At 72.6% G+C, this 16,491-nt stretch carries 10 protein-coding genes; 2 read left to right on the forward strand and 8 right to left on the reverse strand.

The features are described from left to right. Window positions 1–2 precede the first annotated feature (2 nt). The 6 genes from rhaI to EAD98_RS28405 all read right to left on the reverse strand — a co-directional run bounded on the left by rhaI (window position 3) and on the right by EAD98_RS28405 (window position 6,372). Window positions 3–1,184 (reverse strand): L-rhamnose isomerase, encoded by a 1,182-nt coding sequence (gene rhaI / locus EAD98_RS28380; RefSeq protein WP_121657026.1) that lies wholly within the window; start codon window positions 1,182–1,184, stop codon window positions 3–5. Then, window positions 1,181–1,558, reverse strand: coding sequence for an L-rhamnose mutarotase (locus EAD98_RS28385; RefSeq protein WP_121657027.1), 378 nt, complete (start codon window positions 1,556–1,558; stop codon window positions 1,181–1,183). Before EAD98_RS28385 ends, rhaI begins: the two co-directional genes overlap by 4 nt. A gap of 64 nt (window positions 1,559–1,622) precedes the next feature. Next, window positions 1,623–2,714 carry a rhamnose ABC transporter substrate-binding protein gene (rhaS, locus tag EAD98_RS28390; protein ID WP_233584010.1) on the reverse strand — a complete coding sequence of 364 codons (1,092 nt, stop codon included), beginning with the start codon at window positions 2,712–2,714 and terminating at the stop codon, window positions 1,623–1,625. A gap of 31 nt (window positions 2,715–2,745) precedes the next feature. Beyond that, on the reverse strand, window positions 2,746–3,801 hold the full coding sequence (locus EAD98_RS28395; RefSeq protein ID WP_121657029.1) for an ABC transporter permease: 1,056 nt from the start codon (window positions 3,799–3,801) through the stop codon (window positions 2,746–2,748). Continuing rightward, window positions 3,791–4,852, reverse strand: coding sequence for an ABC transporter permease (locus EAD98_RS28400; RefSeq protein ID WP_121657030.1), 1,062 nt, complete (start codon window positions 4,850–4,852; stop codon window positions 3,791–3,793). Before EAD98_RS28400 ends, EAD98_RS28395 begins: the two co-directional genes overlap by 11 nt. Continuing rightward, window positions 4,849–6,372 (reverse strand): sugar ABC transporter ATP-binding protein, encoded by a 1,524-nt coding sequence (locus tag EAD98_RS28405; protein ID WP_121657031.1) that lies wholly within the window; start codon window positions 6,370–6,372, stop codon window positions 4,849–4,851. The genes EAD98_RS28400 and EAD98_RS28405 overlap by 4 nt, the downstream gene beginning before the upstream one ends. Window positions 6,373–6,682: 310 nt before the next feature. Here EAD98_RS28405 and EAD98_RS28410 point away from each other — a divergent pair, with 310 nt between their 5' ends. After that, window positions 6,683–7,714 (forward strand): LacI family DNA-binding transcriptional regulator, encoded by a 1,032-nt coding sequence (locus EAD98_RS28410; RefSeq protein WP_121657032.1) that lies wholly within the window; start codon window positions 6,683–6,685, stop codon window positions 7,712–7,714. A gap of 64 nt (window positions 7,715–7,778) precedes the next feature. Here the strand turns inward: EAD98_RS28410 and EAD98_RS28415 are convergent, their stop codons facing one another. Beyond that, window positions 7,779–12,419 carry a family 78 glycoside hydrolase catalytic domain gene (locus EAD98_RS28415; RefSeq protein WP_121657036.1) on the reverse strand — a complete coding sequence of 1,547 codons (4,641 nt, stop codon included), beginning with the start codon at window positions 12,417–12,419 and terminating at the stop codon, window positions 7,779–7,781. A 68-nt stretch (window positions 12,420–12,487) separates the two neighbouring features. Then, the gene (locus EAD98_RS28420; RefSeq protein ID WP_199723591.1) at window positions 12,488–15,298 is read right to left on the reverse strand and encodes a family 78 glycoside hydrolase catalytic domain; all 2,811 of its coding nucleotides are present in this window, start codon (window positions 15,296–15,298) and stop codon (window positions 12,488–12,490) included. 226 nt (window positions 15,299–15,524) lie between these two features. On the opposite strand from EAD98_RS28420, the gene EAD98_RS28425 reads away from it, so the two are divergent. Further along, window positions 15,525–16,491 (forward strand): RNA polymerase sigma factor (locus EAD98_RS28425; protein ID WP_233584011.1); only part of this gene is annotated, 967 nt, incomplete at its 3' end.

The raw sequence follows: 16,491 nt of genomic DNA on the forward strand, positions 1-16,491 counted from the left end.
GGTCAGGCGCCCCAGCCGGCCTGCTGGCCGTCGGCACGTTCGGCGCGGATCTTCTCGAAGTAGCCGGAGCGGGCGTACGCGGCCATCGGGTCCGGGTCCAGGCCCAGGTCCGTACGCAGCTCGGCGAGCAGCGGCCGGACGTCGGTGTTGTACGCGTCCATCAGCACCGCGTTCGCGGCGAGCACGTCGCCGGTCCGCTGCGCGGCGGCCAGCGCGTCCGGGTCGACGAGCAGCGCCTTCGCCGTCGCCTCCTGCACGTTGAGCACCGAACGGATGATGGCCGGGATCTTCGGCTCGATGTTGTGGCACTGGTCGAGCATGAACGCGATCCCGGCCTCGGGCGCCAACGCGTCACCCCGGACGATCTCGTGCATGATCCGGAACAGCTGGAACGGGTCCGCGGAGCCGACCATCAGGTCGTCGTCGGCGTAGAAGCGGGAGTTGAAGTCGAAGGCGCCGAGCTTCCCGACGCGCAGCAGGAACGCCACGATGAACTCGATGTTCGTACCCGGCGCGTGGTGCCCGGTGTCGATGACCACCTGCGCCTTCGGGCCCAACTCCAGGCAGTGCGCGTACGCGGTGCCCCAGTCCGGCACGTCCGTGGCGTAGAAGGCCGGCTCGAACAGCTTGTACTCCAGCAGCAGCCGTTGGCCGTCGCCGAGCCGGTCGTAGGTCTCCCGCAGCGCCGTCGCCAGCCGGTCCTGCCGGGCGCGAAGGTCGTCCTGGCCCGGGTAGTTGGTCCCGTCGGAGAACCAGAGCTTCAGGTCCCGGGAGCCGGTGCGGTCCATGATGTCCACGCACTCGAGCAGGTGGTCGATCGCCTTGCGGCGCACACCCGGATCCGGGTTGGTGACACTGCCCAGCTTGTAGTCGTTGTCCTGGAAGACGTTGGCGTTGATCGCGCCCAGGCCGACCCCGTGGTCGGTCGCGTACGCGGCCAGGTCGGCGTAGTCGTCGACGCGGTCCCACGGAATGTGCAGGGCGACGGTCGGCGCGACGCCGGTGAGCCGGTGCACCACCGCCGCGTCGGCGATCTTCTCGTACGGGTTACGCGGCACGCCCTCCTGCGGGAACACTTTGAACCGGGTGCCGGAGTTGGCGTACGCCCAGGACGGGGTCTCGATGCGCTGCGCGCGCAGGGCTGACCGGACCCGCTCAAGGGTCTGCGCGTCGGGCTGCGTCATGGGGTTTCTCCCGTCTGTGCGGCGAGCCGCGTCTCACGCTCTGCGCTGAGCTGCGCCTCAAGGTTGAAGACCTCGTCCAGCGGCCGGATGGCCCGGTCGGCGGCGCCCTGGTCGAGGCCGACGAAGTAGGGCGCCATCTCCGCCTGCCAGCGGGTGTTGACGTCGCTGGTCTGCATGGCGGCCTGGGCCGCCGCGAAGTCGTCGGTGACCAGGTAGCCCACGAGCAGGCCGTCGTCGCGGAGGAAGAGCGAGTAGTCGTGCCAACCGCTCTCGGCCAGGGCGGCGAGCATCTCCGGCCAGACCCGTGCGTGGCGGGCGCGGTACTCGTCGAGTCGGTCGGGGTCTACCTGGAGGGTGAAGCAGACGCGGGGCATGGTTCTCCCGTCGGCTCCCCCGGTCGGTGCGGCGCGGTGTACGCCGCACCGACCGGGAGGGCGGTCAGAACTGGAACTGGTCGATGTTGCTCTTGTCGAAGACGGTGGGCGGGCCGAGAATGACCACCCCGTCCTTGCCGACGGTGAACTCGCCGAGCTTGCCGGCCTTGAACTTGTCGCCCTCGGCGCCGGTGATCTGGCCGGAGGCCAGCGCCGCGCCGGCGTACGCCGCGAGGTAGCCGAGGTCGGCCGGGCTCCACAGGGCGAAGGCGTCGACGGTGCCGTCCTTGACGTACTGGCGCATCTGGTTGGGGGTGCCCAGACCGGTCAGCTTGACCTTGCCCTTGTACTGCGACCCGCTGAGGTAGCGCCCGGCGGCCGCGACGCCGACCGTGGTCGGGGAGATGATGCCCTTGAGGTTCGGGTACGACTGGAGCAGACCCTGGGTCTCCTGGAAGGACTTCTGGTCGTCGTCGTTGCCGTACGCCACGGTGACCAGCTTGACCTTGCTGTACTCGGGCTTCTTCAGCTCCTCCTTCATCAGGGCGATCCAGGCGTTCTGGTTGGTCGCGTTGGCGGTCGCGGAGAGGATCGCGATCTCGCCCTCGCCGCCGATCTGCTGCGAGATCAGCTTGACCTGGTTCTCCGCGATGCCCTCGGCGGTGACCTGGTTGACGAAGATCTGCCGGCACTCCGGCTTGGTGTCGGAGTCGAAGGTGACGATCTTCGCGCCGGCCGCCTTCGCCTGGTTGAGCGCGCCGCAGATGGCGTTCGGGTCGTTGGCCGAGGTGACGATCACGTCCATGCCCTGCTGGGACAGGGTGTTGATGTAGCTGACCTGCGACGAGGCGCTGGCCTCGGACGGGCCGACCTCCTTGAACTCACCCTTGAACTCGGTGACCGCGTCCTTGCCGCCGTTGTCCGAGACGGTGAAGTACGGGTTGTTCAGCTGCTTCGGCAGGAAGGCGATCTTGAGCCCTTCCTTGATGGCGGCGTCGGGGTTGGCGGCGCCGCTCGCCTGGTTGCCGGCGCCGCCGTCGTCACCGGAGTTGTCCCGGGTGGTGCCGCCGCACGCTGCGGCGCTGAGCAGCAGTGCGGCCAGGGTGAGGCTGGTGGCCCCGACACGGAGGCCTCTGCGGTATGCGGACATCGTCATCCTTCCGGGGGTGGTTGGTGAGCGGGGGACCTCACGAAGCGACGGAGTGCCGCTGTCGTCGACGGTGCAGCCGGGCGCGGATGTCCGCGACGGCGTTGGGCAGCACCACGGATGCGATGAGCAGGGTGCCGGTGACGATCGTCAGGGCGTTGGCGTCGACGTCGGCGAGCTGCAACGCGTTGCGCAGGACGCCGAGGAGCAGGACGCCGGCCAGCACACCGAGCAGGGCGCCCCGGCCGCCGAAGATCGAGACCCCGCCGAGCAGCACGGCGGTGACGACGGTCAGCTCCAGGCCGGTGGCGTTGTCGCCGCGGGCGCTGGCGTACCGCAGGGTCCAGAAGATGCCGACCAGCCCGCACACGGCGCCGGAGACCACGAAGAGCCAGAACTTCGTCCGGGCCACCGAGACGCCGGTGAACGTGGCGGCCTGGTCGTTGTTGCCCATGGCGTAGAGCGCGCGGCCGGCCGCGGTGGCGTGCAGCACCACCCCGAAGACCAGGGCGAGCAGCAGCAGCGGCACCACCACGACCGGGATCGACGTGCCGGGGATGTTCCGCACCACGGCGGCCGTCCAGTCGGCCGGGAAGTCCGCGACCGCCTGGTCGCCGAGCACGACGAAGGACAGCCCCCGGTAGAGGGCGAGCGTGCCGATGGTGACCGCCAGGGACGGCAGGCCGAAACCGGTGACGAAGAGACCGTTCACCGCGCCGAGCACCGCCCCGAGCAGCACCACGAGGACGCAGATCAACTCCAGCGACAGTCCACTGGAGAGCCAGAGCTGCCCCATCAACGTGCTGCACAGGCCCACCATGCTGGCCACCGAGAGGTCGATCTCGCCGGTGATCACGATCAGGGTCATCGGCAGCGCGATGAACGCCAGCGGCACCAGGTCGAGCAGCAGGAACTGGGCGTTGCGGCCGGTGGCGAAGTTCTCCACGGTCAGTCCTGCGACCAGCACGGCCACCACGAGGGCGCCGACGATCACTGCGTCCCAGGACCCGAACAGCCCGCGCAGGGTGGCGAGTCGGCCCGCGCCGGGCTCGGCCTCGACGGTGGGCGGTGCGGCGTACAGGCTGTCATGCGCCATGGGCGCTTCTCCCTCGGAGGCGGGCCGCCACCCGCAGGGCCAGGAGCCGGTCCAGCCCGATGGCGGCGAGGATGAGCGCGCCGACCACGGCCTGCTGCCAGAACGGGTCGATGCGCAGGACGGCGAGCGAGCTGCCGATCGTGGTCAGCAGCACGGCGCCGAGCGCCGCGCCGTAGGCGCTGCCGCTGCCGCCGAAGATCGCCACCCCGCCGACCACGGCGGCGGCGACGACCTGGAGTTCCAGACCGGTGCCGGCGGCCGCGTCGAGGGTGCCGAACCGGGCCGCGTACAGCACGCCGGCGAGGCCGGCCAGCGCGCCGTTGGCGACGAACACCGCGAACACCCGCCGGCCCACCGGGATGCCGGAGAGCCGGGCGGCGGCCGGCTCGGAGCCGATCGCGTACAGCTCCCGGCCGCTGCGGTACGAGCGCAGGTAGAAGCCGACCGCGGCGACGACGACCAGCGCGACGAGGAACAGCACGGGTACGCCGAGCACGGTCTGGTTACCCAGCCGCAGGAACGACGAGGGCATGTCGGCGGCGTTGATCTGCCGGCCGGACGCCCAGTAGTAGTCGACGCCCCGGAAGGCGTAGAGCGTGCCGAGGGTGATGACCAGGGCGGGCACCCGGGCCACCGCGATCAGGCCGCCGTTGATCACACCGCAGAGCGCGCCCAGCGCGACCCCCACGACGAGCGCCACGGGCCACGGGGTGCCGGGCGCGCTGAGGAACAGCGTGCCGGTGGCGAACGCGACCAGACCCAGGATCGAGCCGACGGAGAGGTCGACGTTGCGGGTGACGATGACCAGGGTCTGCCCGACCGCCAGGATCACCAGGATCGCGCAGCCCAGCAGCAGGTCCTTGACGCTCTGGCCGCTCAGGAAGCGGTCGTTGCGCACGGTGGTCACCAGGACCAGCAGGCCGAGCGCGATGAGCAGGCTCAGCTCGCGTACGGCGAGCAGCCGTTCGGTGAGGCTGCGGCGCTGCCGGTCGGGCTCGGTCGGTGCGGTCCCGGTGGGCCGCTCGGGCGCGCCGGTGTCGGTGCGGCTCATGCGGTCACTCCTTGACCGGTGGCGGCGTACATGATGGAGGTCTCGTCCGCCTCGGCCCGGGACAGCTCGCGGACCAGGCGTCCCTCGTGCATGACCAGCACCCGGTCGGCCATGCCGAGCACCTCGGGCAGTTCACTGCTGATCATGAGGATGGCCAGGCCCTCGCCGGCCAGCTCCGAGAGCAGCCGGTGCACCTCGGACTTGGTGCCGACGTCGATGCCCCGGGTCGGCTCGTCGATGATCAGAATTCGTGGTTCGGTGGCCAGCCACTTGGCGAGCACCACCTTCTGCTGGTTGCCGCCGGAGAGGGTCGCCACCGGGGCGTTGAGCCGGGCGGCCTTCACCTGCAACCGTCGCGTCCAACTGCGGGCCTCGGCGCGCTCCGCGCCGCCGAGCAGGAGGCCGAGTCGGCTCAGCGCCCGACGGCGGGCCAGCGTCGCGTTGCGCTCGACCGACAGCTCCATGACCAGGCCCTGCTGCCGCCGGTCCTCGGGGACCAGCGCCATGCCGGCGGCGATCGCCCGGCCCGGCCTGCCCGCCGGAACACCTCGCCCGGCCACCCGCACCTCGCCCGCGTCGTAGCGGTCGATGCCGAAGACGGCGCGGGCGACCTCGCTGCGGCCGGCGCCGACCAGCCCGGCGAGCGCGACGATCTCCCCGCCCCGGACGGAGAACGACACGTCGGTGAAGACGCCGGCCCGGGTCAGCCCACGGACCTCGAGCAGCGTGTCCCGCAGCTCGGCGACCTGCTTCGGGTAGAGCGAGGAGACGTCCCGACCGACCATGCGCCGCACCACCTCGTCGACGGTGAGGTCGGCGGCCGGATCGCTGGAGACCCAGGCGCCGTCGCGCAGCACGGTGACACGGTGGCAGAGGTCGAACACCTCGTCGAACCGGTGCGAGATGAACAGCACGGCGGCGCCGCGTTCGCAGAGCGAGCGGGCGACCGCGAAGAGCCGCTCGACCTCCACGCCGGAGAGCGCGGCTGTGGGCTCGTCCATGACCAGGACGCGGGCGTCGAAGGAGATCGCCTTGGCGATCTCGACGAGCTGCTGGTCGGCGATGGAGAGCCCTCGGGCGGGACGGGTCGGGTCGATCCGGACCCCGAGCCGCTGGAACAGCCGCTCGGCGTCGCGGTTCATCGCCGCGCTGTCGATGCGGCGCAGGCCGCGAAGCGGTTGCCGGCCCATGAAGATGTTCTCCGCCACGGACAGATCCGGAAAGAGCGTCGGCTCCTGGTAGATGACAGCGATGCCGGCGGCCCGGGCGTCGGCGGGGCCGCGCAGTCGCAGCGGCTGCCCGTCCAGCGTCATCTCGCCGGAGTCCGGCGGGTGCGCGCCGGCCAGGATCTTCACCAGGGTGGACTTGCCCGCCCCGTTCTCGCCGACCAGGGCGTGGGCCTCGCCGGCGTGCAGCGCCAGGTGCACCCCACGCAGCGCGGCGACGGCCCCGAAGGACTTCGTCACGCCGTCGAGTACCAGCAGCGGAGCGCCGTCCGTGCCTGGTGCGTCGGCGGTCATCCGATCCCCTCCTGAATCGTTTCACGAGTCGTGCATGGACCGTAGGGGGAGGCATTCGTGAGCGTCAAGAGTTTCGCCATGATTTCTTGGCCGTTGCCGATGCGGGCTCCGCGCACCCTCGGACCCGTGCCGCCGATCGGCGACGCGACGCGCGGGACCACCGGCTGGCTGGATGAAACGTTTTAGCCGCTATACACTGCCGGAGCTACCCGGTCCAGCCGTCCCCGCGACGGGCTTTCCGGGGAATCACCGCGACCGCGACCCGCTCGGGCTCGGGCCCGCGACCACCGCACGGAACGTCGAGGGAGTCATGGCAACGGCGAACATCAAGGAGGTCGCCCGGCACGCCGGCGTCTCCCTCGGCACGGTGAGCAACGTGCTCAATCGGCCCGACACGGTCGCCCCCGCCACCCGCCAGCGGGTGCTCGACGCCATCAGCACGCTCGGCTACGTCCGCAACGACTCCGCGCGCCAACTGCGCGCCGGGCACAGCCGCACCGTGGCCATCGTCGTCCTGGACGTGGCCAACCCGTTCTTCACCGACGTCGTCCGCGGCGCCGAACAGGTGGTGGAGGAAGCCGGCGCCATGCTCGTCGTCTGCAACAGCGGCGAGGACAGCGCCCGAGAACGTCGCCACCTGGAGCTGCTGGAAGAGCAGCGGGTCCGCGGCGTCCTCATCACCCCGGTCGGCCACGGCCCCCAGCCCAACCTGGACAAGCTCATCGACCGGGGCATTCCGGTGGTGCTGGTGGACCGGGGCACGGGCCGGGCGAACCGCTGCTCGGTGGCGGTCGACGACGTCCTCGGCGGCCGGCTGGCCATGGACCACCTGCTGGATCAGGGCCACCACCGCATCGCCTACCTCGGCGGCCCGCTCTCCATCGCCCAGGTCGCCGACCGGCACGCCGGTGCCGCCTCGGCACTGGAGGAACGTGACAGCGGCGCCGAACTCCGGGTGGCGGTGACCACCAGCCTGACCGTCGCCGCCGGCCGGCGCGCCGCCGAGGAGCTGCTGACTCTGCCGGCCCGGCAGCGCCCCACCGCCGTCTTCTGCGCCAACGACCTCATCGCGCTCGGCGTCCTCCAGGAGTTGACCGCGCGCGGCCTGCGTGTGCCGGCCGACGTGGCCATCGTCGGCTACGACGACATCGAGTTCGCCGACGCGGCGGCGGTGCCGCTGTCATCGGTACGCCAGCCCCGCGACCAGCTCGGCCGCACCGCGGCGCAGCTGCTGCTGGAGGAGGCCGAGCCCGGCGACGCGCACCGGCACCGGCACGTGGTCTTCCAGCCGGAGCTGGTCGTCCGCCGCTCCAGCGACCACCCCCGGCGCACCCGGCGCTGACCGCCCGAACCGCGCCCAGTCGGGGCGCGGTGGCCCCCGGCGGCCGGAACGGCAGGCGGGTGAGTCAGGCCGCCGGGACGGGCGTGGCCCAGACGTCGGCGATCGACGGATCGTAGCCGTCACCCGTGTCCCGGAACCGCACCCGCACCACCCCGTCGCCAGTCGCGTCCGGCAGGTCGACCACGAACTGGTAGCTGACCGTGCCGGCTCCGGCCGCCGTACGCCGCCACGCGCGACTGTGCGCCACCACCCCGTCCACGACCACCTCGTAGTCCTTGAGCTGCGGCCCGTCGTACGTCTCCCGAGCGCGCAGCACGAACGGCTCGCCGGGCTCGACGGCGAGGTCGAACTCGAACCAGCCGCCGGGGCGGGTCGTGTCGGTGTACCGGCGGGTCAGGCCGGCCTCGGTGCTGGTGGCCGAGTAGGTCGAGGCGGCGAGGCGGTGCGCCTGCTCGGACGCCGCGACACCCAGGTCGACGTGGTCGTACGCGCCGGGCGGTGGATCGTCGAACCGTACCGGGATCGCGACGAGGCGCCGTTCGGCCGCCGTGTCGCCGGTCGCCACCGTGATCTCCACCGGCCCCTGGGTCACCGACACGGGCGCGGTGAGCACGGTCGACACGGTGGTCCGCGCGCCGGGAGCGAGGTCGTACCCGGTGGTGGCCGGCGCCGCCCGCCAGCTGTCCGGCGCGGTGACGGTCAGCTGCCCGGTCACCCGTACGCCGGCCCGGTTGCGCAGCACGGTGCCGACCGTCGTCGTGGCGCCCGGGGCGACGTCGGCCGGGGCCGGGGCCGCCGACACGATCTGCACCGCCGGCGCGACGGCGACCGTTCCCGCGACGGGCAGCGTCGCGCTGCCACCTCGGTGGCGGTAGCTGGCGGAGCCGTCGACGGCCCCGCTCACCGGCGCCTGACCGGCGGGGATCCGCAGGTCGTAGCGGTGGCTGACGGTGCCGCCCGGCGCGACCGTGGTGGCTCGCTTTCCGACCGGGGTCACCGTCCAGCCGTCGGGCGCCCGCAGGTCGGAGGTGACGCCGGTCAGCCGGTCCCGCCCGCCGTTGGTCACCGTGACGGTGGCGCGTACGACCTCGCCGGGCAGCCGCTCCCCCACTGGCAGGTCGAGTTTCACCACGGCGCCGACCAGGGTCGACGACGCCGCGGAGAGCCGCTGGTCGACCCGGGTGAGCAGCGCGGTGAACCGGTCCGCGTGGGCCTGGTCGAGGCGACCCGTGGCGACCTGGGTCCGCAGCCACCGGGCCGTGTCGGCGGCGCTCGCCAGGGCACGGTGCACGTCACCGGCGGCGGAACGGGAGTTGCCCGCCAGGTACGCCGTCCGCGCCGCCGTCGTCTCCGCGCCGAGTCGGCTGAACCGGCCGCGCAGGTACTCGGCCACCGGTCGACTCAGCTCACCGGCCAACTGGTCGGTGAGCGTCCCCAGCTCCCGTGCCGTGTCGCCGGCGTCGCCCAGGTCGCCGAGCACCCGGTCGACCGCGAAGGAGTACGAACCGGAGCCGATCTCGTAGACGGCGACCGCGCCGTCCATCCGGACGAACCGCACACCGTCGGCCTGCTCCGCCGGTCGGCCACCCTCGGTGACCGCGTTCCGTCCCGGTGCGGGCAGGCGTACGGTCGCCGTGGTGTTCGCCGGCAGGGTGAGCCGCAGCCGCATGTCCCCGCGTGCGTCGAGATCCCAGTCGCTGCCGATCGTTCCGTAGGCCGAGCGGTACGACGCCCTGGCCGAGGTGAGGTCGCCACCGGGCTGCGGGGCGAACGTGAGGTGCGCGTACCCCGGCTTGTCGTTGTCGGGTTGGATGCCGGCCACGGTCCGGTACATCCAGTCCCCCACCGCGCCGTAGGCGTAGTGGTTGAAGGAGTTCATCCCCACGTCGCCGAAGCTGCCGTCGGGTTTGATCGAGTCCCAACGCTCCCAGATCGTCGTCGCGCCCTTGGCGATCTCGTATCCCCACGACGGATAGGTGTCGTTGAGCAGCAGCCGGTACGCGACGTCCAGATGCCCGGTCGCACTGAGCGCCGGCAGCAGGTCCGGGGTGCCGAGGAAACCGGTGGAGAGGTGCCAGTCGTGACGTTGCACGTTGTCGACCAGCCGGTCGGCGGCCTTGGCCCGCAGCGTGTCGGGCAGCAGGCCCATGCCGATGGCCAGCACGTACCCGGTCTGGCTGTCGCCCTGCACCGTGCCGTCGGCGGCGACGTACGCGTCGACGAACGCCTGCGCGATGTCCTTGGACAGCGCCGCGTAGCGGGCCGCGTCGGCGTCCTTGCCGATGGCGCCGGCCAGCTGGCCCAACAGCCGGATGCTGTAGGCGTAGTAGGCCGTTCCGACGACGCCGGCCGGCGTCGGATCGTCCAGGTTGAGCCAGTCGAGGTACGGGCCGGCGTTGGTCCGCAGGTGACCCGAGCTGGTGCTCTCCAACCAGGACGCGTACCGCGTCATCGACGCGTAGTGCTCCTCGATCACGCGGGTGTCGCCGTAGCGTTGCCAGAGCGCGTACGGCACGGTGATCCCGGCGTCGGCCCATCCGGTCGCGCCGTCCCCGCAGCAGGCCCGGGGCGCGACGTCGGGGTACGCGCCGTTCGCCGACTGGGCGTCCCGCAGGTCCTGCAACCACTTGGTGAGGAACGTCAGACTGTCCATGTTGAACGTCGCGGTGTTGGCGAAGACGTTGATGTCACCGGTCCAGCCGAGCCGCTCGTCCCGGGCCGGGGTGTCGGTCGGGATGGACAGGAAGTTGCCGCGCTGCCCCCAGGTGATGTTGCTGTGCAGCTTGTTCACCATCGCGTTGGAGGTGTCGAACTCGCTGGTGAGCTCCCCGTCGGTGTGCATGACCAGGCCGGTGACGGTGGACAGGTCGGGAGTGCCCGGGTAGCCGGTCAACTCGACGTAACGGAAGCCGTGGAAGGTGAACGTCGGCTCGTAGACCTCGGCGCCGCCGCCGCGCAGCGTGTAGAGGTCGGTGGCCCGGGCCGTACGCAGGTTGGCGGTGTAGGCGGTGCCGTCCGGGTTGAGCACCTCGGCGTGCCGGATGCGGACCGTGGCGCCGGCCGGGCCGTCGACCTTGAGGCGCACCTTGCCCACCATGTTCTGACCGAGGTCGAAGATCCAGGTGCCGGGCGTGGGCTGGGTCAGCGCCTTCGCGGGCAGCTCCTGCGTGACCCGCACCGGCGGGTCGACCTGGGCGACGATCCGGTCGGTGGCGTCGACGTCGTCCACGGTGGCAAGCGACCAGCCGGAGTCGTCGAACCCGGGACGGTCCCAGCCGGCCGGCAGCCGCCGCGCGTCGTAGGTCTCGCCGTGGATCAGGTCACTCTGCCGGAAGGGCCCGGCCGTGGCGCGCCACGAGCCGTCGGTGCCGATCGTCTCGCTGCGCCCGTCGGCATAGTCGATCATCAGTTGCGCGCTCAGGTGCGGCCGGGAGCCGTAGTTGTCGGTGCCGAACCAGGCGATGCTGCCGGCGTACCAACCGTCACCCAGCAGCGCGCCGAGGGCGTTGTCGCCGGCGCGGAGCTGGCGGGTCACGTCGTACGTCTGGTACTGGACCCGCTTGTCGTAATCCGTCCAGCCGGGCGCCAACTCGTGGTCGCCGACCCGCTGGCCGTTGAGGGACAGCTGGTAGACGCCGAGTGCGGTGGCGTAGAGCCGGGCTCGGGCGACCGTGCCGTCGACCCGGAAGCCCCGGCGCAGCAGCGGGTTCGCGTCCAGCGCGGTGAGCATCGCCTCGGTGTCGCCGGTGACCCGCAGGCCGCCCGCGGTGGCCGTGCCGGCCCCGAACGGATTCTCGCCGTCGGTGAGCGGGGCCGCGAAGAGGGTGTGGTCGCCGCTGGTCACCGAGAAGTCGGAGAAGACCCCGGTCTCCACCCCGTTGGTGCGCAGGCCCACCGAGCCGGCCCGGTGCGCGGTGCTGCGGGTGACATCGACCTGGGTGCCGTCGACCCAGGTGGTGATGGTGTCGCCGGCCGCGGTGATGCGCAGGGTGTGCGGCGCGGTCAGCTTGTCGGCCGGCACGACCGCGCCGAGCGGGACCTCCTTGAGCAGCGTCCAGGCGCCGTCGACGCGGACGTGCGGGCGCAGCTTGGCGCTGCCGCCGGTGGTGGAGAACTGCCACATGTACGAGTTCGCCGCGCCACGGGCGCGCAGGAAGATCCCGGCCGCGTCGCGTTCCAGCCGTACCGTCGTCTGCACGGTGTAGTCGGTCCAGGTCTCGGTGGGCGACGGCATGCCGATCCAGTCGGCCCGCCAGCCGTCGCCGCCCCGTACGCCGGTCTCCCAGAACGACGGCGCGCTCCACCCGGAGTCGCGGCCCGTGGTGTCCCAGACCCGGACCTGCCAGGCGTACCGGGTGCGGGGTCGCAGCTGCGGGCCGGCGTACGGGACGAGGGTGCTCTCCCGGGACCGGATCCGGCCGCTGTCCCAGACGTCGGCGTCGTCCAGCCGGTCCGCGCCGGTGGCGACGCGCACCTGGTACGACTCCTGGAGCACGCCCCGGGTGGTGGCCTCGATGCGCCAGCCGAGGCGCGGCTTTCCCACGTCCAGCCCGATGGGCTCGGTGGCCCGTTCGGTGGTCAGTCCGGTGACCGTCAGCGCGGGGGCCGCCGGCGCGGCGGCCGTGGCCGGGCCCGGCACCACCGTCGGGGTGAGGCCGAGCAGCAGCACGAGAAGCGCGGAGGGTGCGGCGTGGCGCCGCGTCATGCGCATCATTCCTGATCCTCTTCCTTCCGGTGGTGGCGGCGGGCCGACGACCGGCCCCGAACGGGACGTCAGCGGGGCTGGGCCGCCGCACCGGCGACCGGGTGGAAGCTGGACCGGCCGGAGCCGACCTGGAAGACGGCCCGGCCGTCCTCGATGCCGACGAAGGTGGCTCTGCTCGGGCCGGCCGCCCGGTAGGACTTTCCCGGCACGACCGGCAGGGCGACCCGGGCGGTGACGTTGACCGGCACGTCGAGGTCGACGCGCATTCCGGCGTTGGTGCGCCGCCAGTCGAGGCGGACCGGTCCGCGCTGGGTGGGCACGGTGCCGCTGGCGCGGTCGAGCCCGGTGGCGGGCGGTACGACGTCGACCGTCGCGGCGCCCGGGCTGGCGGTGCGGACGCCGAGCAGGGTCTCCTGCACGTCGACCACCGCCTGCGCGCCCCAGCCGTGCGACTGGCTGAAGTTGCTGCCGGGGTCGAGGGTCCAGGCCTCCCAGGTGAAGGTGCCGCCCTGGGCGAGGATGTTCGCCCAGCCCAGGTCGTCGGGGTTGGTCAGCAGTCGCAGCACCGCCTCGGGCCGGCCGGCGTCGGCGAGCGCCCGCAGCAGCCAGTGGGCGGTCATCGGCCCCTGTTTCATGCCCATCGACGCGACGTGGTCGGCCAGCGCGGGCAGGTCGGCCTGCGGGGCCAGTCCGTGCGCGACGGCGTACGACGTGGCGTGCTGCCCGGCGTGGCCGCTGCGCTCGCCGGTGGCCGAGAGCCCGTCGACGTAGCTGCCGTCGGCGGCGCGCAGTGTGGCGTTGACCGCGTCGGTGAGGTCCGCGGCCCGCCGGTCGTACGTGGTGACCTCGTCGGCGGGCCGGCCGAGCGCCTCGGCCATCCGGGCGGTGGTCCGCAGCACGTCGACGCTCTGCGCGTTGATGGTGGTCCGGGCGGCGGTGCTCATGTCGTAGCCGAAGCGGCCGGGCTCGGGCCAGTCGATGATGCCGTACCGGTAGGCGCCGCTGCCGCCGGTCAGGTCGGTGACCAGGCCGGCGGTGGGGCCGGTGGCCGGGATGTGGCGCAGCACGTACTCGGCGGTGTCCCGGATGGCCGGGTACGCCTCGGCCAGCAGCTCGCGGTCACCGGTCTCGGTCCAGTACCGCCACACCCAGTCGACGAACATCAGCGAGTAGTCGGGGATGTCCCGCTTGCCGTCGCCGTTGGGGTAGACGGCGTTGTAGCGGCCACGGTCGCCCTCGGCGGTCCAGTAGCGGGCGGCCGAGCGGAGGAACTCGCGGATGGCCTGCTGGGTGGCGTCGCGCTCGCCGAAGGCGGCCATCGTGGCGTACGAGATGTTCGCGGCGTCGCCGAGGAACTGGCCCTTCTCCCGGGTGGGGGTGTCGACGAACGCCTCCTGGACGGAGTAGATCGCGGACCGCTTCATCATCGCCCACACCGCGTCGAGGGTGGCGTTGGAGCTGGCGAAGCTCGCCTCCCGGCCGGCCGGCACGTCGGTGTGCACCACGACGGCGGAGAGGTCGCGCGCCGAGATCTTCTCGCCGGCGCCGGGGATCTCCAGGTAGCGGAACCCGAGGTGGGTGAAGGCCCGGAACTCCTGCGGCCCGTCCTTCTGCAGGTACGGGAAGCTCATGGTGGTGCCCTGCGACTGGAGGGTGGACGTGTCGACCCGGCCGGTGTCGGTGAGGGTGTAGCCGGCCCGCAGGTCGATGGCGCGCCCGGCGACGCCGGCGTCGAACCGGACGACCGGGCGGGCGGGGATGACCACGCCGAAGTCGGCGACGACCGTGCCGTCGGCGGCGGTGCGCAGCGCGACCGGTCTGACGGGGGTCTCGACCAGCCGGGTCTCCTGCCCGATCAGGTGCGGCGACGACGCGGTCGGGTGCGCGCCGAGCACCTCGGCGGCGGTGAACCCGCCGGCGCTGTCGTCGTAGCCGGGCCGCATCCAGCCGGCGACCTCGGCGCGGGCGTCCTGCCGCTCGACCCGGTCGCCCTCGCCGTTGCGGCGCTCGGCGTTCGCGACGAACTGGGTGTCGCGGGCGACCCGCCAGGAGTCGTCCGTGCCGTACACCTCGCGGGTGCCGTCGGCGTGCTCGACGACCAGCTTCACGAGCAGGCCACGGTTGCCGGCGGGGCGGCCCTGACCGCTGCCGTACCAGTGGTAGCGCACCCCGATGACCAGCGGCGCACCGGCTTTCACCAGTTTCGTGACGTCGGCGGCCTGGTAGTAGTCCTCGCCCGGGTAACCGAAGGAGGTCCCCCGGTCGGCGCGGGCGCCGTTGAGGTAGAGCTCGTAGGTGTGGTCGGCGGCGGTGTAGGCGCGGGCGCGGACGACGCGGCTGGCGTTGGGGCGTACCTCGGTGCGGGCCAGGGTGTAGTCGTCGGCCTCGGTGGTGGCGCGCCGGATCCAGCTGGCGCCCTCCCACTCGGTGTCGTCGATGCCGGTCTCGAAGGCCCCGGCGGCGGGCGGGGACTGCCGGTCGGTGCGGTCCCAGGTGCGGACCGTCCACTCGTACGCCGTGCCCGAACGCAGGGTGGGCCCCGCGTACGGCACGTAGGCCTGCTGGTCGGAGGCGACCTTGCCGGAGTCCCAGACCCGGTCGCCGCCGGTGGCGCTGACGGTGATCCGGTAGGCGGTCTGCGTCTCACCGGGGTCGGCGTCGCGGGGCAGCCAGCCGAAGCGCGGGACGCCCTCGACGTTGAGGGGTCGGCTCCGGTCGCCGACGGTCAGGGCGGTCGGCGCGCCCGGCGCGTGTCCCCGCGCGGCCAGCGCCGGTGGCGCCCCGCTGAGGACCACCGCGACCACGGTCGTCGCCGCCAGGAGCACCGCTGTCCGGCGCCGCCGGACAGCCGGCCGGAATCCGAGAGTACGACGAGTCACGCGGGCCTCCGCTCTATGAATCGTTTCAGGCAGGTTACGCGCTCGTCGTGGTCAAGTGAAGACGTTCACCGTGATGGATCCGACGCCCGCGCCTGGCTCCGTCCGGTCCGGCCGTGGAAACTGTTATCCCGGCGCGGCCCGCCGGTCTCCTGAGGGGAGGCCGTGCTCGTGAACCCACCACGGTCCTCCACTGGGTAGCGGTGCGACCACACAAGGGAGTGAAACGATGCGCGGTACCGGTCGGGATGGGGCCGACACCGAGATGGTGGTCGCCGCCCGCAACGGCGACCCGCAGGCGCTCGACGCCCTGGTGGCCGCGTCCCTCCCCCTCGTCTACAACGTGGTCGGCCGGGCGCTGCGGGGGCACGCCGACGTCGACGACGTGGTCCAGGAGACCCTGCTCCGCGTCGTCCGTCACCTGGCCGACCTGCGCGATCCGGCCGCGTACCGGTCCTGGCTGATCGCCATCACGGTGCGCCAGGTGCGGGACCGCGAGCAGCAGCGCCGTGCCGCGCTGACCCACACCGCCGACCTCGACAGCGCGTACGGGGTGCCCGACCCGGCCGCGGACTTCGCCGGGCTCACCATCCTGCGGCTCGGCCTGACCGACCAGCGTCGCGAGGTGGCCGAGGCGACCCGCTGGCTCGACGACGACGACCAGACGTTGCTCGCCCTCTGGTGGCTGGAGGCCACCGGGAACCTCGACCGGGCCGACCTCGCCGCGGCGCTCGGCCTGACCGAGGGCCACGCGGCGGTACGGATCCAGCGGATGAAGGAACAGCTGGAGGTGTCCCGCAGCGTGGTCCGGGCGCTGCGCGCCAGCGCCACCTGCCCCGCCCTGCGCGACGTGACCCGCACGTGGGACGGCCGCCCGAGCCCACTGTGGCGCAAGCGCCTGGCCCGGCACGTACGCGAATGCGGTGCCTGCGGTTCCTGGGCCCGGGACCTGCTCCCGGTGGACCGCCTGCTCGCCGGGCTGCCGCTGCTGCCGATCCCACCCGGGACGGCCGAGAACCTCGCGGCCGCCACCACCGCCCTGCCCACGCCGGTCGAACCCCTGGGCGGCGGGCCAATGCCCGGCACCGGCGGGCTGCGCACCAGCATCTCGTTCGGGTCGAAGAGCGTGCTGGGGCCGATCTGCGCGGCCGCCACGGTCGCCGCGCTGGTGATCGGGGCGATCATCGTGGCCCAAC

It is taken from the genome of Micromonospora sp. CV4 (assembly GCF_003667455.1).
GTDB lineage: Bacteria > Actinomycetota > Actinomycetes > Mycobacteriales > Micromonosporaceae > Micromonospora.